Annotated in this window: 19 protein-coding genes; 4 read left to right on the forward strand and 15 right to left on the reverse strand. The window is 52.2% G+C overall.

Annotated elements, in window-relative coordinates:
• Positions 1-143: 143 nt before the first annotated feature.
• From DFP95_RS19525 to DFP95_RS19575, 11 genes are all read right to left on the reverse strand, one after another.
• A complete protein-coding gene (locus tag DFP95_RS19525) occupies positions 144-1,325 on the reverse strand; it encodes a methyl-accepting chemotaxis protein (protein ID WP_147304189.1) in 1,182 nt (393 codons plus the stop codon).
• 170 nt (positions 1,326-1,495) lie between these two features.
• Complete coding sequence (gene tatC, locus DFP95_RS19530; protein ID WP_115994373.1) at positions 1,496-2,236, reverse strand: twin-arginine translocase subunit TatC; 741 nt, start codon at positions 2,234-2,236, stop codon at positions 1,496-1,498.
• A gap of 12 nt (positions 2,237-2,248) precedes the next feature.
• Positions 2,249-2,506, reverse strand: coding sequence for a twin-arginine translocase TatA/TatE family subunit (gene tatA, locus DFP95_RS19535; protein WP_115994374.1), 258 nt, complete (start codon positions 2,504-2,506; stop codon positions 2,249-2,251).
• Between the two features lie 59 nt (positions 2,507-2,565).
• The gene (locus DFP95_RS19540; protein WP_181907527.1) at positions 2,566-4,239 is read right to left on the reverse strand and encodes a PhoX family protein; all 1,674 of its coding nucleotides are present in this window, start codon (positions 4,237-4,239) and stop codon (positions 2,566-2,568) included.
• A gap of 204 nt (positions 4,240-4,443) precedes the next feature.
• Complete coding sequence (locus tag DFP95_RS19545) at positions 4,444-5,583, reverse strand: Gfo/Idh/MocA family protein (protein WP_115994446.1); 1,140 nt, start codon at positions 5,581-5,583, stop codon at positions 4,444-4,446.
• Between the two features lie 23 nt (positions 5,584-5,606).
• Positions 5,607-6,569, reverse strand: a complete 963-nt coding sequence (locus DFP95_RS19550) for a sugar phosphate isomerase/epimerase family protein (RefSeq protein ID WP_115994375.1) — start codon at positions 6,567-6,569, stop codon at positions 5,607-5,609.
• A gap of 240 nt (positions 6,570-6,809) precedes the next feature.
• Positions 6,810-7,856: a substrate-binding domain-containing protein gene (locus DFP95_RS19555; protein WP_115994376.1), complete on the reverse strand. Its 1,047-nt coding sequence runs from the start codon at positions 7,854-7,856 to the stop codon at positions 6,810-6,812.
• 63 nt (positions 7,857-7,919) lie between these two features.
• Positions 7,920-8,894, reverse strand: coding sequence for an ABC transporter permease (locus DFP95_RS19560; protein WP_115994377.1), 975 nt, complete (start codon positions 8,892-8,894; stop codon positions 7,920-7,922).
• A gap of 22 nt (positions 8,895-8,916) precedes the next feature.
• Complete coding sequence (locus DFP95_RS19565) at positions 8,917-10,395, reverse strand: sugar ABC transporter ATP-binding protein (protein ID WP_115994378.1); 1,479 nt, start codon at positions 10,393-10,395, stop codon at positions 8,917-8,919.
• 163 nt (positions 10,396-10,558) lie between these two features.
• Positions 10,559-11,518 carry an ABC transporter permease gene (locus tag DFP95_RS19570; RefSeq protein WP_115994379.1) on the reverse strand — a complete coding sequence of 320 codons (960 nt, stop codon included), beginning with the start codon at positions 11,516-11,518 and terminating at the stop codon, positions 10,559-10,561.
• Positions 11,519-11,531: 13 nt separating this feature from the next.
• A complete protein-coding gene (locus DFP95_RS19575) occupies positions 11,532-13,016 on the reverse strand; it encodes a sugar ABC transporter ATP-binding protein (RefSeq protein ID WP_115994380.1) in 1,485 nt (494 codons plus the stop codon).
• Between the two features lie 184 nt (positions 13,017-13,200).
• Between DFP95_RS19575 and DFP95_RS19580 the strand changes: the two genes are divergently transcribed.
• Positions 13,201-14,061, forward strand: coding sequence for a helix-turn-helix transcriptional regulator (locus tag DFP95_RS19580; RefSeq protein ID WP_181907528.1), 861 nt, complete (start codon positions 13,201-13,203; stop codon positions 14,059-14,061).
• 55 nt (positions 14,062-14,116) lie between these two features.
• Here the strand turns inward: DFP95_RS19580 and DFP95_RS19585 are convergent, their stop codons facing one another.
• Complete coding sequence (locus DFP95_RS19585; protein ID WP_181907529.1) at positions 14,117-15,190, reverse strand: Gfo/Idh/MocA family protein; 1,074 nt, start codon at positions 15,188-15,190, stop codon at positions 14,117-14,119.
• Positions 15,191-15,315: 125 nt separating this feature from the next.
• Here DFP95_RS19585 and DFP95_RS19590 point away from each other — a divergent pair, with 125 nt between their 5' ends.
• Together DFP95_RS19590 and DFP95_RS19595 are read left to right on the forward strand one after the other, a co-directional pair.
• Positions 15,316-16,188, forward strand: a complete 873-nt coding sequence (locus tag DFP95_RS19590; RefSeq protein WP_115994383.1) for a helix-turn-helix domain-containing protein — start codon at positions 15,316-15,318, stop codon at positions 16,186-16,188.
• Positions 16,189-16,451: 263 nt separating this feature from the next.
• Positions 16,452-17,156: a DNA-binding response regulator gene (locus DFP95_RS19595; RefSeq protein ID WP_245987745.1), complete on the forward strand. Its 705-nt coding sequence runs from the start codon at positions 16,452-16,454 to the stop codon at positions 17,154-17,156.
• Between the two features lie 145 nt (positions 17,157-17,301).
• Here DFP95_RS19595 and DFP95_RS29645 read toward each other — a convergent pair whose 3' ends face one another.
• On the reverse strand, positions 17,302-17,424 hold the full coding sequence (locus tag DFP95_RS29645) for a hypothetical protein (RefSeq protein WP_281273432.1): 123 nt from the start codon (positions 17,422-17,424) through the stop codon (positions 17,302-17,304).
• Positions 17,425-17,504: 80 nt separating this feature from the next.
• On the opposite strand from DFP95_RS29645, the gene DFP95_RS28685 reads away from it, so the two are divergent.
• Entirely contained in the window at positions 17,505-17,813 is a 309-nt protein-coding gene (locus DFP95_RS28685; RefSeq protein WP_147304191.1) for a hypothetical protein, read from the forward strand.
• On the opposite strand, the gene DFP95_RS19600 is transcribed toward DFP95_RS28685, so the two are convergent.
• Together DFP95_RS19600 and pnpS are read right to left on the reverse strand one after the other, a co-directional pair.
• On the reverse strand, positions 17,782-18,510 hold the full coding sequence (locus DFP95_RS19600) for a response regulator transcription factor (RefSeq protein WP_115994384.1): 729 nt from the start codon (positions 18,508-18,510) through the stop codon (positions 17,782-17,784). The two genes, DFP95_RS28685 and DFP95_RS19600, sit on opposite strands and share 32 nt — an antisense overlap.
• A gap of 120 nt (positions 18,511-18,630) precedes the next feature.
• Positions 18,631-20,430 (reverse strand): two-component system histidine kinase PnpS, encoded by a 1,800-nt coding sequence (pnpS, locus tag DFP95_RS19605; protein ID WP_115994385.1) that lies wholly within the window; start codon positions 20,428-20,430, stop codon positions 18,631-18,633.
• Positions 20,431-20,445 lie beyond the last annotated feature (15 nt).

Here is a 20,445-nt window from a genome sequence, read left to right on the forward strand (position 1 = left end):
CGCTAACACAGAAACAATTGACGCTTTTTTTAGCAACATCGACTCTGATCACCCTTCTGATTATGGTAGATTTTACTTACTAGTGTGAGTATAGTCCCGAATTGTAAAGCGTCTGTTCGGGATTCGTATTCGAATTGTTAAATTTATGAATTCATTTGCTCGACGAGCTTGTGGAACTCCTTGCTAACCTCGTTAGATATTTCTTTCGCTTCGCGGGAGGCTACCATAAGCTTGGAAGCTGCCTCGTGATTGAGCTCTGACGAGCTCCATAACTGGGCGAAAGTATCCTCCGTCTTCTTCACTTGGACAAATCCGTTATCCGCCCCTTTCTTGCCTTCTCCTACCAAATTAGCCGCTCCTTGAACCGCTTCGGACATGGATTTGATCAAAGTCGTGATCTGACCCGCCGACCGTTTGGTTTGATCCGCCAAGGTGCGGATTTCATTCGCCACCACTCCGAATCCTTTGCCATGCTCGCCCGCTCTCGCCGCTTCGATCGTCGCGTTCACGGCAAGCAAATTGCATTGATCCGCCAGGTCCGCGATAAGCCGGATGATTCCGTCCGCTGCGTTCGTTCTTTCGGTTAATAGATTTACCGCCTTTTCCTGCTTGGCGGCATTGCTCGACCACAGCTTGAACAGCTGAAGCATTCCGTGCAGCTCGTCTCTGCCTTGATCGGTGATTTCCGCGATCCGATCGCTGCACGCCTGGGTATCGTTCGCAGCTTCCGTCACGTTCTCGACCGAATCGTAAATGTTCGCGATCATGGACTCCGAATCCCGAATCGTTCGGATCTGCCTGCTGACCGCTTCTCGTTGAAGCAGGCGCGACAGATTGAGCAAATCGTTCACCGTTAGGATGCCGACGAATTTACCTTTGTCCGTTAATAACACCGCGTCATAGAAGGTGACCTCGTCCCGGGATAATGCCTGATCGATTAGCGCCTGCGGCTCTATGGTCAATTCGGCGACTAGCGGCAACGGATCCATCAGCTCCGAGATCGGCCTATTCCCGAACAACGACATTCCATATAAAGAACCGAGCAGCCGAAAAAACCGATCCCTCATGATCAAGCCTATCGGGTGATGACTTTCGTCGCATACGACTACGCAATCGAGTTGCTTTTTCCTGCGGAACATATTGACTAGCGCATCGCTCTGTTGGCTTGGCGATATGACCGGACATCCCTTCATCCAGTCTCGTACGATGATCGGTTGGAAGATTTCCGTAAGGCGATCGTCGTTTCGCATAAAATCGGAAACGGTTGCTTTCGACTCCTGCTGCGGTTCGGCGCCTGTTCTGGCCATCATTGGGGCACTAATCAAGTGAACGAGCACCTCGTTTCTTCAATTGAGAATCCGGCTTCCTTCCATATTGCCTTGAATTAAAATTATCAAATTTATGTCATGCGTTTGTTCGAACTTTGTTAACAGAAGGTAAAGTTTTCCAATGTACGCGGAATGAAGAAACCCCCTCCGGTAGGAAGGGGGCAAGATTACATAACGCTATCCTTGAATCGTTTACGGAAAACCCACTTGGAGAGAGTCACGCTGATCTCGTAAAGCAACAACAGCGGAGCAACGACAAGTAAGTCGGATACGATATCCGGAGGCGTAATCATAACGGCGGTGATCGTAAGCAGGAAATAGGAAAGCTTCCTCGCTTTCGCTAGCCGCTTCGGACTCAGAATCCCGATTGAAGTAAGGAACATGACGACCGCCGGCATTTCGAATATAAAACCGAACGGTACCGTCATGTTTAGCATAAACGCGAAATACTTCTGGGCCGTATATACCGTTTCGAAATCATCCGCCATCTTCTCTAAGAATCCGATCACCATGGGGTAAATAATAAAGTAACCGAACGATAGGCCGAGGATGAACAGCATTGCAAGAGCCGGGATATAGGCAAGCGTCGTCTTCTGTTCCTTCGCCGACAATGCCGGTTTAACGAAACGCCATACCTGCATTCCGGCGACTGGTATCGTCACCGCGATCGCGACGACGCCCGCAAGCATGAAGTAAACCCATATCACGTCCGAAGGAGCAAGTATCGCAAGCTTCTGCTCGAGATCCCTCACAAGCCATCTATACATGTCTTTGACATACACGAACGCGCCGCTTAAGGAAACGATGAAAGCGATAAGAGTAAAGATAATCCTGCTTCGCAATTCGTCCAAATGGCCTACGAAGCTTTTGCCGAGCTTATCTTGCGGCAGAGACGTGGAGGTTTCCATACGTACCCCGCCTTACCCGTTCGACTTCTCGACGATGGATAACTTGGCTGGGGCTTCTCCGTTTGCCGGAAGAACGCCCTTGTCCGAATCTTTCGCGTCCTTATCCTTGTCGTCGGAACCGTTGACCATCTCGCGCGTCGCCGTCTTGAATTCGCTTAGCGTTCGGCCGAAGGCACGGCCAAGCTCGGGAAGCTTGGATGGACCGAATATGATGAGCGCGATAATCAGAATTAGAATAAGGCCGCCGATACCGATATTTCCGAATGGCATAGGTTCATCTCCTTAAGTATAGTGGTCATGCATGTCAGATACGCTTGCGCGAGCTTGAATCAACCTAATTGGAAGCCGCTGATGGCAACGACGCCGCAACGGGCAATTTTATCGCCCGACCGATGCGGCCATAAGCTAGTGGGTTTACTCAGATCCGTCGTATTCTCTCCCGGATGTTGAACGGAAAGGAACAACGTTTTCTCATCTGGCGTAAAGTATGGCCCCGTCATCTCGGATTCATTCGGCCCCGAAGCGAATTGGAAGGCGTCTCCCTGGCTCGGACCGGATGTCGGAATGACGAACAGGCCATTGTTCATGAATGTAGAATAGATCCCTTTGTTCAAGCTGCTCGAGGAGATATCCGTCACGACCCACAGATTGCCGTTTCCGTCGAACGACAGGTTATCCGGGGAACTAAAGCCGGATTGGCGGCCGCCCGCCGCGAAAATTTCGAAATCGAACGAAGCCGCTCCCAGGTCATCGTCTTGTTCGAAAATACGGGTGATGTGACCATGAATATTGCCGTGCAGATCGTTATTCGTATGGCAGATAAAGACGGTGTTGTCGAACGGCGAAATTTCGATATCCTCCGGACGGTCCGTCGGCATGCCTCCGAGAAGAATAGCCGCCTCGTGGCAGTTCGTCACGACATCCGCTTGGTTCTGGAACAGCTTAAGGAAGTCCTCCTTCGTTCCTTTAAGTCCCGCCGGCGTCTTGAAGCTTGGATTGTCCAACGTTTTCTTCACCGCATCGTACGTAAGGGCGATCCATGATCCGTTCTTTAAACTTGCCACATAAAGCGTTCCATCCGCCAACAGCTCGGAATTGTTACGGCCCTTCGCTTTGTCGAACTTGCCGTTGCTTACGAACTTATAAATGCAAGCATCCTTCTTATCATCTCCCATGTACACGACGACGCGTCCATCCTTGGCAAGTCCCATTGCCGTGTTCTCATGGTTGAATCTGCCTAACGCCGTATGCTTGCGCAAGAACGAACCGTCGAACGGATCGATCTCCACGACCCAACCGTAATGGGTTAATGGCAGGCTTGCCGCCGCAGCCAAATCCGTGAAATTTTCTTCGCAGGAGAGAACGGTATTCCACAACGTCACCCCACCCGAACAATTGGCGAACGTACCGGTTACGGAAGTATTTCCGCCTAGTGCCGCGGAGCCTTTCCCAGGACCCGTCAATTCGAACTTCGTGAACCCGTTAATGCGACGGGCGTTCGCGGAGGACTTGTCCATTTTCCAAGAGCCGTCGGTGTCGCGGAATACTTCGATGACGGACATGCCTTGATAATATAGGGCTTGCTTGATTTGATCCGCATTCATCTTGCCGTCCTTCAACGGACCATGGAGAAAAATATTCGTATACTCGTGATTGGTCGCTAGAAGTCCCCGATGGTTTGCGCCATTGATGGGAAGGAACGCGTTGTAATCGCATCCTTGGCCGAATTTGTCGCCCGCTTGGTTGATGACGTCGTCGAAAGCGGCCACTACGTCATACCTGTAGCCTTTAGGAAGAACGAGCTTGTCTTCGTTCGAGGGAGCGATGGGATCGAAGTGACCGCTGACCCTATTGGAATTGAATCCGAATAGGTGATCGGCCGTCTTGGAAGCCGCAGATGCTTTGCCTTCAAGCAAACCTAATCCAGCCGTTGCAGCCGCAAGCGCCGTTGCGCCAGTGCCCAGGTACGATAAAAACGTGCGACGATCCATTTGCTTGTCCATAAACTCGCTCCTCAATAGAAAATAGATTATCCATAAATTAGCATAAAGGGAAAATGTAATTGGAGATCGAGAACAAATGTATATTTATGTAAAATAAGTTTTGCGGATGTAAACCGCATATGAAATAATCGCGAAAAAAACCGCCTCTGCGTCTAAGACGAGAAAGGCGGTTCTAAATTCGTTATCGATGATGCGACTAGTCGATTACACCTCGTCGACGCTTACCCAAGCGCCGCGCTCGATCGACAAATCTACCGCTTCCAGTACCTCTTGGCATTTGACGCCGTCGAGGAACGTAGGAGTGAACGGAGAATCCGTCGTCATATGCTGGATGAACTCATAGACGATATGCACGAATGCATGCTCGTATCCGATAATGTGACCGGTCGGCCACCAGTTGCCGGCGTATTTGTGCGAAGGCTCCGTCGCCAGAATGCGGCGGAAACCGGCCAGGTTAGGCTCGTCTTCGCGGAAGTACACTTCCAGCTCGTTCAGCTTCTCGAGATCCCAACGGATCGTTCCTTTGCTTCCGTGGATTTCGAACGTATTATGATTTTTGCGGCCCGCCGCGAAGCGGGAAGCGACGAACATGCCCATCGCGCCGTTCTTGAAGTCCGCAAGGAAACCGGTAGCGTCGTCCACCGTGACTTCGCCCTTCTCCGTAGAAGCGCCGCCTCCGGACAAACCGCCGGCGGAACCCGTCAAGAGCGGACGCTCTTTCACGAAAGTACGGTTATGTCCGACCACGCGGTCGAATTCGCCGATCAAGAAGCGAGCAAGATCGATGCTGTGCGCGTTGATGTCGCCATGAGCTCCGGAGCCGGCGACTTCCTTCTTCAAGCGCCACGCCAACGGCGTATTAGGATCGACGAGCCAATCCTGTAGATAAGTCGCGCGATAGTGATGAATTTCGCCTAAGCGACCTTCGTCGATAATTTGTTTCGCCAGTTGAACCGCGGGCAGAAAACGGTAGTTGAAGCAGATTGCGTGCTTCACGCCCGCTTTCTCCGCCGCCGCCAGCATTTCGCGGCCGTCGGCCAAGTTAAGCGCAAGCGGCTTTTCGCAGAATACGTGCTTGCCGGCGGCGATGGCCGCAAGCGTGATTTCCTTGTGAGCGTCGCTTGGGGCGTTAATGTCCACGAAATCGATGTCCTCGCGGGCAATCATTTTCCGCCAGTCCGTCTCGTAGGATTCCCAGCCGAATTTGTCGGCCGCTTCCTTAACCCCGTTCTCGTCGCGTCCGCAGATCGCTTTCATGACGACGTCGGCCGCCGTATCGAAGAACATGCCTACGTCTTTGTAAGCGTGGCTGTGGGCTTTGCCCATGAACTTGTAGCCCACCATGCCTACGTTGATTTTCTTTTTGTTTACGCCCACCACATTTCACCCGCGCTTTCTTTCAGAATAAGCGAGTTGAGGAAGCTAGCGGCTTTGTTGAAGCCTTCGTTCACGCTCATGATGCCGTCTTCGTGCTCGATGCTGATCGTGCCTTCGTAGCCGACGAGGCGCAGCACGCTGACAAGGTCTTTCCAGAACTCGTCGTCGTGTCCGTACCCGACCGTGCGGAACACGAAGGAACGATTCAGGATGTCGCCGTAATGCTTAGTATCGAGAACGCCGTTAAGCGCGACGTTGCGTTTGTCGATTTTCGTGTCTTTGGCATGAACGTGGTAAATGGAATCGCCGAGAGCCTTGACGCACTCGATCGGATCCATGCCTTGCCAGAACAAGTGCGACGGATCGAAGTTAACTCCGATATTATCGCCTGCTTCGCGGCGAAGGCGAAGAGCCGTCTCCGTGTTGTACACGAGGAAGCCCGGATGCGCTTCGATCGCGACTTTGACGCCGTGCTTGCGGCACAACTCCGATTGTTCTTTCCAATAAGGAATGGCGACCTCTTTCCATTGCCATTCAAGGATAGTCAAGAAATCTTCCGGCCAAGGGCACGTAACCCAGTTCGGGTACTTGGAGCCTTCGGAATCGCCCGGGCAGCCCGAGAACGTGATTACGGTATCGACGCCAAGCTTCTCCGCCAATTGGACGGTAGCTACGAAATCTTCGTGATGCGGTTTGGCGATGGCGGCATCCGGGTGCAGCGGATTGCCATGGCAGCTAAGAGCGCTGATCGTCAGGCCGCGGGAATCGACCGCATCGCGGATGGCGCGAACGGCTGCTTCGTCGTTCAATACAGCTTTCGCGTTAACGTGAGAGGTGCCGGGATAAGCTCCCGTTCCGATTTCCACGGATTGAAGCCCCGCGGCTTTAGCGGTATCCAACGCCTGTTCGAAGGATTGTTGGCCGAAAAGTACGATAAATACTCCTGATTTCACTGGTTATCCACCAAACCTTTCTTGTTCGTATCGTCATTCTTCGCACATTCTATGTACGCGTGTTCATTCTAAGCCTAGCTATATTTTACCTGAAAACGCTTGCCGTTCGCTACCCTTAATTTGCAAAAGCAAAGCGAGCCGCCGGCAAAAAGCGACTCGCCGCGTGAAGCTCCACTTCCGGCGTATACAGTTTACTTTAGTTCAACCTTTATTACACTTCCCGATTTTGTTCTTTTTATATTAATATTTGGAATCGGGATCAAGGAAATTATCTACGTTGTCGGGAGTTACCGGCGTGGCCTCGAGCACGATGTGATGCGGGACGCTCTTCTCCCATAAGCCTTGGATCCCTTTGCCTTCGAGGATCAACGTTGCCAGGCTTACGGCCGAGCCGCCCATCGTCGGCGAATAGGTCAAGGAAACGACGACCTCAGGCTTTGCTTTCTCCTTCATCATCTTGAAGATTTCCTGCATGCCGCCGGAGCTGACGATGAACATTTCGTCTTCCCGCTTCGCGTCCTTGATCGCTTGCACGATCCCGACGGTCATATCGTCGTCTTGGGAATACACGGCATCGATTTCTTTGTTCGCTTGCAAAATGTTCTCCATCGCTTTTAACGCTTTCTCGCGGGTAAAATCTCCCGGCTGGGACGCGATAATCTGAACGTCCGGATAATCCTTGATGTAATCGCGGAATCCTTTGGACCGCAGATCCGTAACGGACGAAGGCACGCCGCTAATTTCCACGACCTTACCCTCCGCCTTGCCGTTGCGCTTGATCAGATCTTCGACCAGGTACTTGGCGTCGCCGTATCCGATGCCGTAGTTATCCCCGCCGATGTAAAGGCGATAGCTCTCCGAGTTGACGGCGCGATCGATAACGATAAGAGGAATGCCGGCCTTTGCCACCTTCTCGGCCGCCGGCGTCAAAGCCGCGGATTCGATCGGCAGCATCACTATGGCGTCTACCTTCTTCGTAATCAGGTCCTCGATATCCGAAGTTTGCTTGGCCGGATCCTTGGCCGTATAGACGATAGATTCGATGTTCTTATGCTTCTCGGCTTCCGTCTTTGTATTGCTGATCAAAGCCCCCATCCAGCCATGATCCGCCGCGGGAAGCGAGATGCCGATGGTGTAGTTGCCGCCGGCGGCATTCGCTTGTTCCCCCGAAGCGGTAGCGGGCTCGCTCGAGCTCGGACTCGATTGTTCGTTCTTGCTGTTACAAGCTGCCAATGCGACGGACAATATCATTATGATTGCTAACATCGTAAACGACTTTCTCTTCATATCGGAATGACCCTCCCAAATTTGTTGGTTTCATTGCGTTTGCTTACGACGGCTTTTGTCTCGTTAATCGCGCTTCTGAAGCAATACCGCCGCGATAATGATTAAGCCTTTGACCACCCCCTGCAAGTATGGTGAAATGTTCAACAGGTTCATGATATTGCTCAGTACTCCGAGGATCAGTACCCCGAACAAGGTGCCGACGATGCGACCCCGCCCTCCGGAAAGGCTGGTCCCACCTATGATTACAGCGGCGATCGCGTCCAATTCGTACATATGGCCCGAGCTGGACGTACTGATGGAATTCAGTCGCGACGTTTCGATGACGGCGCCGATCGCTGCGGTTATCCCGCAAATGACGTAAGACAAAATCGTTACTTTGAACACGGAGATCGCAGACAATCTCGCCGCCTGCGTATTTCCTCCAACCGCGTAAATATGACGGCCGAACACCGTTTTCTCGAGCACGACGTAGCTCAGGATGAATATGCCCCCGAAAATAAGCACCGGTATCGGAATGCCAGCCATGTATTCGTTGCCTATCTTGCTATAGGAAGAGTCGAAGCCGGAAATGGCTCCTGCGTCCGCGTAATAAAGCGCCAACGACCTTGCAATCGTCATCATCGCAAGCGTTGCGATGAATGCCGTGATTTTGCCGTAAGTTATGACGAAGCCATTGATGATTCCGAGCAATGCGCCCGCAACTAGACCTAGAACGATAGATAACCAGATCGGAAGCTCGTATGTCACTTGCGCCGCCATGATCACGGTGCCCGAGAAAGCGAGCACGGAGCCGACCGATAGATCGATCCCCCCGAGAATGATGACGAAGGTCATTCCCAGAGACAAGATGCCCACGATGGACACTTGGCGAAGCACGTTGGTGATATTGCCGATATCGAGAAAATGTTCGTTTAATACGGCGGCTAGCGCCACTAATACGACGAAAGCGAAGATGACGCTATACTGATCCCATAGAACCTTGCCTAGACGCATCCCGGTTGACGGGCTCTTCGATTCGGTTTCCGTTGCCGCGGACATCGGGTATTTCCCCCTTTTGTTTTTAAAGGCCGGTTGCCATGGCCATGATATTCTGTTCGTTCGCTTCCTCGCCGCTGAGCTCGCCCTTTAACCGGCCGCGGTGCATGACGTAGATCCGATCGCAGAGTCCCAACAGCTCCGGCAGCTCGGAGGAAACGACGATAACCGCTTTTCCTTCCGCCGCGAACCGAACGATCAAATTGTAAATCTCGCTTCTCGCGCCGACGTCGATTCCCCGGGTAGGCTCATCCATAATGAAGAGTTCCGTTTCCGAAACGAGCCATTTGGCGATGACGACCTTCTGCTGATTGCCCCCGCTCAGATTTTTGATCGGAGCGGCCGGAGAACTCGCCTTGATGTTCATTTCTTGAATTTTCTCCATCACGACTCGCGATTCGTGACGGCTTCTAATTAAGTTCCAACGGCTGATCTTGGCCGGATTGGCAAGCGTCATGTTGCGGGTCAAATTCATTTCCATAACCAATCCCGTGCCTTTGCGGTCTTCCGTCGCGAAGCCCAACCCGAGCTTCACCGCTTCCTCGGGATTACGAATGCGAACGGTTTCCCCTTTCCAGTACACGGATCCTCTCTCCGCCTTCCAGTCCCCGAATAAAGTTCGCATGAGCTCCGTTCTCCCCGCTCCGATCAGCCCGGCGAAACCGACGATCTCTCCCCGTCTCACGTGAAAATCGACATCCTCGAAATGGGGAGAACGGGTAAGCCCTTCTACTTTAAGCAGTTCCTCCCCGATCTCTCCGCTATGTACCGGGTACATTTCTTTCAATTCCCTGCCCACCATCAAGTTCGCGATTTCCCTTTCCGACAGTCCGTCCAATTCCGTCGTCGTTACGTGACGGCCATCCCGCAGGATCGTGATCCGATCGCATATTCCCTTCAGTTCATGCAGCCTGTGGGAGATATATACGATAGATACGCCTTGCCGCTTGAAGCGCCGGATCAGCTCGAAGAGCTGATTGGCCTCGCGTTCCTCCAGTACCGCCGTCGGCTCATCCATGATCAGAATTTCGGCATCCATGGAAAGCGCTTTCGCAATTTCGACGATTTGCCTCTCTCCGATGCTCAGCCTAGCTATCAATTCGTTGGGATTCAGCTTTAAGCCGAATTGGTCCAACAGATGCTTCGTTTGGCTGACCATTCCCTTCTTGTTCGAGAATAGTCCCGCGATCGTTTGCTCCCGCCCCAGAAATAAATTCTCGGCGACCGACATATGGGGAATCAGATTCAGTTCCTGATGGATAATCGAAATTCCGAGCTTTTGGGATTGGTGCGGCGATCCGATCGCGACCGGTTTCCCTCCGAGGACGATTTCCCCCTCATCCGGAGCGTGTATGCCCGCCAATATTTTCATGAGCGTAGACTTGCCCGCTCCGTTCTCGCCGACAAGCGCGTGAACTTCGCCTTTGCGCAAATCGAACGCCACGTCCTGAAGCGCTTTCACTCCGTAAAAGGCTTTCGAGATTCCCTTCATCTCCAGTATCATTCGCTACCTCCATTCCAATCGGCTCTACAATTCCATCCTAGAAAAATTTAGAAATTTCCACAATCAACTAACTTGCGCATGTAAACTACACTTTCTTGCTAAAGGTAATGTCGGGAGTGTCCGAACAGAACACCTGTTAAGCTACAAAAAAGCCTTCGGGAGATCAATCCTCCCGAAGGCGATTCTGGCGATACAGCACCAAGAAAATAAGCAAACCCTTGAGTACGCCCTGCAAATAGGTCGACACGTTCTGCAAGTTCATGTAGTTGTTCAGAATGGAAAACATGAGTACCCCCGACACCGTGCCGAGAATCGTTCCTTTGCCTCCCCTTAGAGAAGCTCCCCCTAAGACGACTGCGGCTATCGCGTCCAACTCGTAATAAACCCCCGAATTCGCCGTCGATATCGAATTGAGCCTGGACGTCTCCAGCACGGCGCCGAGGCCTGCAGCCATCCCGCTAATCGCGAACGCGGCAATCGTAACGGCGCGGACGTTGGCGCCGGAGCTGAACGCGGCACGCGAATTCTGGCCGACCGCGTATAAGTATCTCCCCAGCAAGGTCCGGGAGAGCACGACGTGGGCGGCAACCGCGGCAAGGATGAGCGGGAATACGACTACCGGAATGCCCAGCCAATACCCGTGTCCGAGAAACGTGTGGCTGATGCGATTCCCCGACACCGCGCCCGCGTCGGCGACCCACATCATGAAGTAGCGGTAGATGAACATCGTGCCGAGCGTCGTAATGAACGATGGAACTCTTCCGTACGTGACGATCAACCCGTTCAGACTGCCCAGCACGACGCCCGATGCCGCTCCCAGGAAAAAGGAACCCGGAATATCCAGATCGAATAAGTTCTGTCCCCATAAGATGACCGCTCCCGAGAAGACGAGAATGGAGCCCACGGACAGATCGAGCATTCCGATCAACACCACGAAATGAACGCCCAACGCGATCATGCCGATAACGGATGCTTGGCGGAACACGTTCATGATGTTATTCCAAGTCCAGAAATACTCGCTCGTGACGGAAGCAAGGAAAACGAGGACGATCAACGTCATGAATATTTTGTTGCCGGCAATCCACCTTTGAAACCTTTCGGTCCTTATATTCGATAACTGCATAGGTTCCCCCCGATTATCCCCTGATTCCGGAAGCGGATTGCAATATCCTTTCCTGCGATGCCTCCCCGTGCGTCATCTCGTCGACGATACGACCCTCGTGCATGACCAATATCCGGTTGCACAGCCCGATAAGCTCCGACATATCCGAGGAAATGACGATCATCCCTTTTCCCTCGTTGACCAATTCGTGCAATAGGACGTACAGCTCGCTCTTGGAGGCGACGTCGATTCCCCGCGTCGGCTCGTCCAAAATATATAAGTCGCTTTCCGCCACCAGCCATTTTCCCAGCATGACCTTCTGCTGATTGCCTCCGCTGAGAAACTTGATTTCCTGTTCGGGATCACGGGTCTTGATGTCCAATTGAATAATCGCGTCCAAAGCTTTGTCGTGCTCCTGAGATTCTTGAACCATATGGAAACGGTGGATTTTCTTCAGGCTGGCTATCGTAAGGTTGCGATAAACGTTCATGTCCATGAATAACCCGGATTCGATGCGATCCCTGTTGACGTAACCGAAACCAAGGTCTATCGCTTGCCGCGGCGTCTTGAACTGGATCGGCTCCTTATGCCAGAACACTTTGCCGGATTCCGGCTTCATCTCGCCGAAGATCACCTTGGCCAGCCCTTCCGTTCCGGAGCCCACCAAACCGGTTATACCGAGAATCTCCCCTTCGTGCAGCCGAAAATCGATTTTCTCGAACCATGGCTTGCGCGTCATGTTCTCTACTCTCAGAAGCTCGTTGCCGGTCGGCGATGATAGCGGCGGAAAAATCTGCGTCAGCTCCCTGCCGACCATCTGCCTGACCAGTTCCCTTTCGGTAAGCTCGTTTGCTTTGCAGGTAACTACCCGCTTGCCGTCCCGAAGTACTGTCACCCTGTCGCATATTTCAAAAATTTCGTTCAGCCGATGTGTAATGTAAACGATTCCAAACCCTTCCGCTTTGAATCCCCGGATCATCGCGAACAATCTGATACGCTCCGCATCCGACAAGGAAGCGGTCGGTTCGTCCATGACGAAAATGTTCGCTTTCTGGGACAAAGCCTTAGCGATCGCGACGACGTGACGTTCGCTCATCGAAAGATCCTTGACTTTCGTATTCGGATGAAGCGGCATCCCCAGCGACCGGAGTATTCTCTTCGTTTCGCGCTTCATCTTGACCGTATTCGTGAACATGCGTAGCCATCTGGGCTCCGTACCGAGGAAGACGTTCTCCGCGATACTCATTTCGGGAACGAGGCAGGATTCCTGGTAAATCATCGAAATGCCCATGCGTTGCGACTCTATCGGCGAATACAAGGACACGGGTTTCCCGTTCACGACGAGATATCCGTCATCCGGACGATGCGCGCCGGAAATCAGCTTCGCAAGCGTCGATTTTCCGGCGCCGTTCTCTCCTACCAACGCGTGAACCTCTCCCGGACGCAATTCGAAATCGATGTTATCCAACACTTGAACGCCGTAGAAAGATTTAGAAATGCCTCGCATGTGCAGCAGCACGGAGTCACGCTCCTTCGGGTAAGCCCCTACTCTTAGTGTAGAAGATAGGTGTTCGCTGGAAAATGAACGATCTTGCGGTAATCGGAAGGATTGATTCACTTTCTTGCGGTGTATGATGTACCGTATTGTTTTTTATTACCTAATCATACATAATTCGTTTCAAAGGGGGGAAGGTTTTTTTGCGATGAACAAGCCCTCGTTACTTCTGGAAATACCGCAACTCGCAAGCTGGTACGATTGGACCGGAATCGATCCGTTGCCGTTGATCGCGGGAGATCGGTCTTGCGTGCTATGGCTAAGATCCGGAAGCGGAGACGCGTGCGACATTCATGTCCGGCTACCGGTAACGGAAGGAACGTGCCTGTTCGTCCCCCCTCGATCCGAGGTGACGCTTCGGCCGCACGCCGATTTCCCGTTACGCGCCGTCGTGTACTACGTTAATAACCTCCAAGTACAAGGTTACGCCAGAGGTTTTCTTTCCCATCACGAACACCCCTTCATCATTCCGATCGGCTCGGACAACCATCGCATCAGCCGGATGCTGGAAGATTTGCTGCTCGAAGCGCGCAATCCTCAGCTCGGGAGCCAGGAAGTCATCTCTTCCCTGCTTCAATCGCTGCTCATTCACTTCCTGAGGGAAATGGAATCCGTCGAACAGCGTAAGCCCGATACCGCTTTTACGCCTCTCGCTTCTTCCGAACCGGTTCGCTTCGCGCCAAATGAGCCCATGATTAGCCTTGCGCAAAATGTAAGGGGTTACATCGAACAAAATTATCACCTTGAGCTATCCTTAAGCGACTTGGCCCAGCGCGTGTACGTAAGTCCTTATCATCTGGCCCATGTGTTCAAAGAAGAAGTCGGCATGTCCCCCATCCAATATTTGATCAAGTGCAGGATCGACGAAGCAAAGCGCTTGCTCGTGGAAACGGATCATTCGGTGCGGGATATCGCCATGCGAGTCGGATATCCGAACGCCAACTATTTCAACTTGCTGTTCAGCAAGCTTGCCGGCAATTCTCCGGGTAAATTCCGCAAACGCAATTAAAAACGTCACGAAGCTTATTATGGCATCGTGACGTTTTTGGGTTTGAATGGGATCCTTATACGAAGCTGACGGCTTGCCCTTTGTTCGCGGATTCGTATACGGCTTCAAGAATTTCTTGAACGACCAGCGCTTGCTTGGCCGTAACCACGGGTTCCCTGTCATGAATGATGGCATCGATCCATGCGCGCGCTTCCTGTTCCGCCGCATCGTCGGGAAGCGGATTCCCGCCGAAATCTCCGGACATTTGAATTTCCTGCGTGAATAGCCGCCCGTGTTGTTCCCCGTTAATGCGCAAGCCCTTCTTCATATCCGCTCCGGCTTTCGTACCGTGGAGCGACACCTTCGCTTCGTCCACGTCGAGCGTGTTCAGCGCCCAGCTGGACTCCAGCCATACCGTAGCGCCGCTCTTCATCGTAATCATCGCGAACGCGGAATCTTCGACCGTAAACTTGGACGGATCCCAATTGCCCCACATATTCGCTTGGCTTCCTTGCTCGGCAAGCTTGCGGTACGAGGAGCCTAACACCGTCCTCGGCTCGTAGTTGTCCATCATCCAGAGCGCCAAATCGAGAGCATGCGTTCCGATATCGATCAACGGGCCTCCGCCCTGCTTCTCCAAATCAAGGAACACGCCCCATGTCGGAACCGCGCGCCGACGCACCGCATGGGCTTTGGCAACGTAAATCTCGCCCAAGTCTCCCGAACGGCAAGCTTGATGCAACCAGCGGCTATCCGCGCGGAACCGGTTCTGATAAGCGATGCTTAGCTTTCGTCCCGTACGCTCCGACGTTTCCAGCATCCGCCTCGCATCGTCCGCCGTCTTGGCCATCGGTTTCTCGCATAAGACGTGTTTACCCGCTTCGAGCGCCGCAATCGAAATTTCGGCATGCGTGTCGTTCGGCGTACATACGTGCACGACGTGAACATCGTTGTCTCTCAGTAGCTCGTACACGTCGTTATACACCCGCGCGTCGTGAGTACCGAATTTGTTCTTGGCTTCGTTCGCCCTGTCCCATGCGACATCGAAGAACGCAACCACTTGCGCTTCCGGGATTTTGGCGAGCGATGGTAAATGTTTCCCCATAGCGATTCCGCCGCATCCGATCATCCCAACGTTAACTTTTGACAAAACGCTTGTCCTCCTTGCGAGTTTGCAGTATTCATTCTACAATTAGTGTAACATAAATGCTTAGAAATCCTATCCGGTCAGATGCGAGGATTTTATGTGATTTTGTCGTATAAGGGGATGAACCCGTGCAAGCGTACCGAGAAAACATTGAATACGAGAACCCGTTGCTTTCCTTGAAAATCTGGCAAGCATCCCGCAATGACGTCGGATCCGTCGCTTGGCATTTTCACCCCGAATGCGAGCTGTTTCTCATCCAAAGCGGAAGTCTCGAGGTCGATCTGAGCGACGAAACATGCTCGTTACTAGCGGGAGACGTCATGATCCTTGGCAAATCGCAGCTCCATCGCGATCGCAATCTCGGCGATGTCGTCGAATATATCGTACTTCAATTCGATCTTCATTCCTATTTCGATCAGAGTACGATTCCCTATTTGCAGTACTTTAATGAAACTAAAGTTCCGCTCAGCTCCATGAATTATATTTTCCGCGAGAATTCGGAAGCCCGCAACGCCGCGGCGGAATGCATCCGACAAATTCATCAAGAGGCCATCCGGAAAGAAAGCGGTTACGAGCTAGCCGTCAATATGCTGATCAAGAAGCTGCTCCTCATCCTCATCCGCAACGACAGCCGGGGGCTGTTAGCAGATCAAGACCGCGTCGAGCGCATTCGGCTTAAACCGGTTCTGGATTTCGTCGAAGCGAACATCGACAATCGCATTTCCGTCGAAGACGCTTGCGGATTGGCTAATATGAGTTATTATTACTTCGTGAAATTTTTCAAGAAGAACATGGGCCTCTCCTTCACCGAATACGTCAACTTCCGCAAGATTAAACGGGCCGAACAGCTGTTGCTCACCCGAGACATGAGCGTCAGCGAGGTCGGGGACCAGATCGGCATGGCGAACATGGCCCATTTCTACAAAATGTTCAAGCGGTTCAACGGCTGCTCGCCCAAGGAGTTCCAACGTAAGATGCTTGCTTGGGGTCGAAACTCTTGAGGTAGACTGCCATCACCGGCCGTCACGCCTCGACTCGCACGGGGAACCACGCGACGAATATCGGAGTTTGAAATTCGCTTCACGTCATATTTTACAATTACACACAACGTATCGGCATTGACGAAATATACGTTGAAATTTGATATTAATCATGTTATTTTAATCGCTGTAGGCACTACAAATATCGGTCGTGAAGCACACGCCGCTCAATCCGGAGAACTCCGGAGTGGGCGGTTTTTTTATTAAACGAATGGGATGAACGATTGAACGATGCGATTCAAATGTCGGAAGAACTAGAGCATGCTTATGAAAAATGGATGGGGAGACTTCGGTCCGCAAGCAAAGGAGAGCGCAAGAGAAAGTTATCAAGCGAGGATAATTACGCGGAGAGGTTGTTTATCTCGCAAGTTTGGTGGCCTGCATTCGGTCACTTCACATGCTTACATGCGGAGCATGAAGTCAAAGATTTCAAAGACGGTCGAAGATACCTGGACTTTACTTACGTGACTCAAGGTTTCAAGATATGTATAGAGATTGATGGTTTTGGTCCTCATTGGCGTGATATTAATAACGATAAGTTTTCAGACAACTTAATGCGACAAAACCATCTGGTTATCGACGGTTGGTTCGTTATCCGATTTTCATATCGCGATATCTTAGAGAAGCCTCGCGTATGCCAGCAAATCATTCACCAGCTACTTGGAGTGCTTGGCATTCAACAAGCTATTAATCAAATCAACCTTACTCTGACTGAACAAGCTATCATCAATTTAGCATCAACGACGCCAGACCCCATCACGCCTATTTTCATTACACGAACATTAAATTTACATCGAACTACGGTATTTAAACACATCAAATCCCTTGTGGAAAAAGAACTGCTACTCCCCATGAGAAGTAACGTCAAGCGCGTCTGCAGCTACAGGTTAAACAAAGCATTGTTATTAGATTTTAGGATAACCCGTTAAATTAACTAAAGTCGGTTTCTCAGACTATGGCGGGGTGGTCTTCAATCGCGGTTCTGATCATCGTCGGTTTTTCCGACTATGGCGGGGTAGTGATCATACGCGGTTCCGTTTATCGTCGGTTTTTCCGACTATGGCGGGGTGGTGATCATGCGCGGCTCCGTTTATCGTCGGTTTCTCCGACTATGGCGGGGTGGTGATCATGCGCGTCTCCGTTTATCGTCGGTTTTTCCGACGATGGCGGTGTGGTGTTCACCGCGGTTCTGATCATCGTCGGTTCCTCCGACTATGGCGGTGTGGTGATCATACGCGGTTCCGTTTATCGTCGGTTTCTCCGACTATGGCGGTGTGGTGTTCACAGCGGTTCTGATCATCGTCGGTTCCTCCGACTATGGCGGTGTGGTGTTCACAGCGGTTCTGATCATCGTCGGTTCCTCCGACTATGGCGGTGTGGTGATCATGCTGGCTCCGTTTATCGTCGGTTTCTCCGACTATGGCGGGGGTGCCTTGGCAAGGTTTGCGCTCAAGTCCTACAAAAGTCGGTTTTTCCGACTATGGCGTGCCAACGACCGCGCTCGACTACACTCTTTGTCGGCTTTCCCGACAAAAAAAATCCTCGCCCTCAGCCTTAACGGCTGGACGAGGAAGCTTTGCGGTTGATGAATAGTTTGTAGCCAACGCCGCGGATCGAGTCGATCTGGACGGTTTGCTGATTTAACTCCAGCTTCTTGCGAAGCGAGCTGACGTGTACGTCGACCGTACGCTGCCCGCCGATGTAGTCGAAGCCCCAAACGACGTTCATGAGGTCGTCGCGCGTGATGACGATGCCCGGACGCTCGGCTAGGTAAAGCAAGACCTCGAATTCCTTAGGACGCAACGTGATCCACTGACCGTTGGAGAATACTTCGTACTTGTCCGGGAAAATTTGCAGATCTCCTAAGGCGATCACCTTGTCCCCGCCGGTCGCTTGAGATGGCTTGCTCTCCTCGTTACGGGAGCGCCTAAGCACCGCCGATGTTCGAGCCAGCAGCTCTGCCACTCCGAACGGCTTAGTGATGTAATCGTCGGCGCCCAACTTTAATCCCTGCACGACTTCTTCTTCCGCATTCCTCGCGGTCAGAATAATGACCGGCGTCTTCACGCCGTTCTGACGCAGCTTCTGAAGCACTTCGAATCCGTTCATGCCCGGAAGCATCAAATCGAGAAAAATAATCGCGTATTGATCGTGGATCGCTTTATGAAGACCTTCTGCACCGTTGCCGACGACTTCCGTTTCGTAACCCTCTTGAGAGAGGTTATAAGTCACTAGACGGGCAAGCGTCGGTTCATCTTCGATAATCAGCACTTTGTCCGACATGCGTTCCTCCGGTCCAGCAGGCAATCCTGCCTATTTGGCTCTACATGTTAGTTTTATCATACCACTGTAAACGCAAGATCATGCAAATGTTATCGCAAAGTAAAATAGGTAAAACGAAGATCAGGGCTGTAACAGCGGCAGCTCCAAAATAAACTTCGAACCCACGCCCACCGTGCTTTCCACCCTTATCGACCCATGATGCAGCTCGGCTAAATGTTTTACGATGGACAATCCTAATCCGGTGCCGCCCGAACTGCGCGAACGGGCTTTATCCACTCGGTAGAACCTTTCGAATATGCGCGGAATGTCTTTCTTCGGAATTCCGATCCCCGTATCCGAGACGGTAATCCGTACGCGCTCCTCTTCGCCGTCCTCGGCGGCTACGATCTCCGCCCTGACCTTTACTTTGCCGCCTTCCGGGGTGTAGTTGATCCCGTTCTGCATGAGATTCATTATGATTTGGCCTAATCTGTCTTCGTCCGCCTCCAAGAACAGTTCTTCCTCTGCTTGCACGTCCAGAACGATATTCTTTTTGGCGGCTTCCGCGGTTAGGATTTCGTTCATTCTCGACAGGAAGACCGGCAATTCGATCGGCGAGAACTGGAGAGGAGCGCGCCGCGACTCGATCTTCGATAATTCCAGGATGTCGCCGATTAATCGGTTCAGCCTGTCGCTCTCATCCTGAATGATCGTAAGGAACGACCTCGCCGTCTCCGGATCGTTCATCGCGCCGGCAAGCAACGTCTCCGCGAATCCCTTCACCGCGGCAACCGGCGTCTTCAGCTCGTGGGAGACGTTGGCGACGAATTCGCTGCGCATGCTCTCCAAGCGACGAATCGCCGAAACGTCTTGTAGCACAAGCAGCAGTCCCGGGTCCTCTTCGCCGCTTATCGTCATCGGAGCCAGATTTATTGCCAACAAACGCTCTTCCGGATAATAAACAGTCAACTCTTCATGTAAAGGCATCGGATTGTTAAGACTCTCGCGAATAAGACCCACCAGCTCAAAATGTTGCCGGATCTCCGTATAACTGCGACCTACCCGCTCCCGTACGTTACTTCCGAGGAGCGCCTCGGCTTCGCGGTTATATAGCGTAATTCGCCCGTCATGGGCGACTATAACGACGCCGCTAGTCATATTGTCCAGCACGCTCTGAAGTCTCGAGCCGTTCTGGCGGATTTCGTCCAATTGACCCTGAAGGCTTCCCGCCATCGCGTTAAGCGCTCGAGCAAGCTCTCCGACCTCGTCCCGGCCGCCTTCGGGCACGCGTATCGCATAGTCCATATTAGCCATTCGTTGCGCCGCGGCCGTCATTCGTTCAATCGGACGCGTAACGCTCAACGCAACGCGGTAGCTCACGATTCCGGCGACGACGAACAGCAGCAGCAACCCGAATATAAGCGCGAGCCACATATTGTTGAGACTTTTCTCCACGTCTCCTAAACTCATCGCAAGACGTATAATGCCCTGAGGTATGCCGTTCTTCTCGTCTTTAACCTGAATCGCCACGTAGAGCATATTCTGCTTCAGCGTGTCGCTGTAACGAACGCTGCTCCCGGTACCTCCCGCCAGCGCTTGCCGGACTTCTTTGCGTCCGAGATGGTTGTCCATCGTGGCCGGGTCTGAGTCGGAGTCGCCCATGACCTTCCCGTCCAGGCGGATGTAGGATACCCGCATTCCCGCGATTTCCTTGAAACGCGCAGCTTGCTCCTGCAAATAGGAGCTGCGTTCCGCTTCGCTGCCCGTGACCGGCCATTGCACCGCTGCGTTCAGAACGTGCAATTCCCGAATCATATGATCGCGCAAAGCCGATTGATGATTTTTCTGATAGGAATTTCCCATCAATAAACCGGCAGCCAAAACCGAGACGCCGATCATGATCACGAATAAGCCGGTCAATTTGAAACGGAATTTAGTCATGTTCGGGTTAAGGCT

Origin of the sequence: Cohnella lupini (genome assembly GCF_003386205.1) — a bacterium.
GTDB classification, from domain to species: domain Bacteria; phylum Bacillota; class Bacilli; order Paenibacillales; family Paenibacillaceae; genus Cohnella; species Cohnella lupini.

Coding starts and splice junctions, on each gene's coding strand:
- tatA (WP_115994374.1), bottom strand. CDS start 2,506: ATGCCATTCGGAAATATCGGTATCGGCGGCCTTATTCTAATTCTGATT.
- DFP95_RS19545 (WP_115994446.1), bottom strand. CDS start 5,583: ATGGTGGGCTACAAGTTCATGGGCAAAGCCCACAGCCACGCTTACAAA.
- pnpS (WP_115994385.1), bottom strand. CDS start 20,430: ATGACTAAATTCCGTTTCAAATTGACCGGCTTATTCGTGATCATGATC.
- DFP95_RS19580 (WP_181907528.1), top strand. CDS start 13,201: ATGAACAAGCCCTCGTTACTTCTGGAAATACCGCAACTCGCAAGCTGG.
- DFP95_RS19560 (WP_115994377.1), bottom strand. CDS start 8,894: ATGTCCGCGGCAACGGAAACCGAATCGAAGAGCCCGTCAACCGGGATG.
- DFP95_RS19540 (WP_181907527.1), bottom strand. CDS start 4,239: ATGGACAAGCAAATGGATCGTCGCACGTTTTTATCGTACCTGGGCACT.
- DFP95_RS19565 (WP_115994378.1), bottom strand. CDS start 10,395: ATGATACTGGAGATGAAGGGAATCTCGAAAGCCTTTTACGGAGTGAAA.
- DFP95_RS19555 (WP_115994376.1), bottom strand. CDS start 7,856: ATGAAGAGAAAGTCGTTTACGATGTTAGCAATCATAATGATATTGTCC.
- DFP95_RS29645 (WP_281273432.1), bottom strand. CDS start 17,424: ATGATCAGAACCGCGGTGAACACCACACCGCCATCGTCGGAAAAACCG.
- tatC (WP_115994373.1), bottom strand. CDS start 2,236: ATGGAAACCTCCACGTCTCTGCCGCAAGATAAGCTCGGCAAAAGCTTC.
- DFP95_RS19600 (WP_115994384.1), bottom strand. CDS start 18,510: ATGTCGGACAAAGTGCTGATTATCGAAGATGAACCGACGCTTGCCCGT.
- DFP95_RS19570 (WP_115994379.1), bottom strand. CDS start 11,518: ATGCAGTTATCGAATATAAGGACCGAAAGGTTTCAAAGGTGGATTGCC.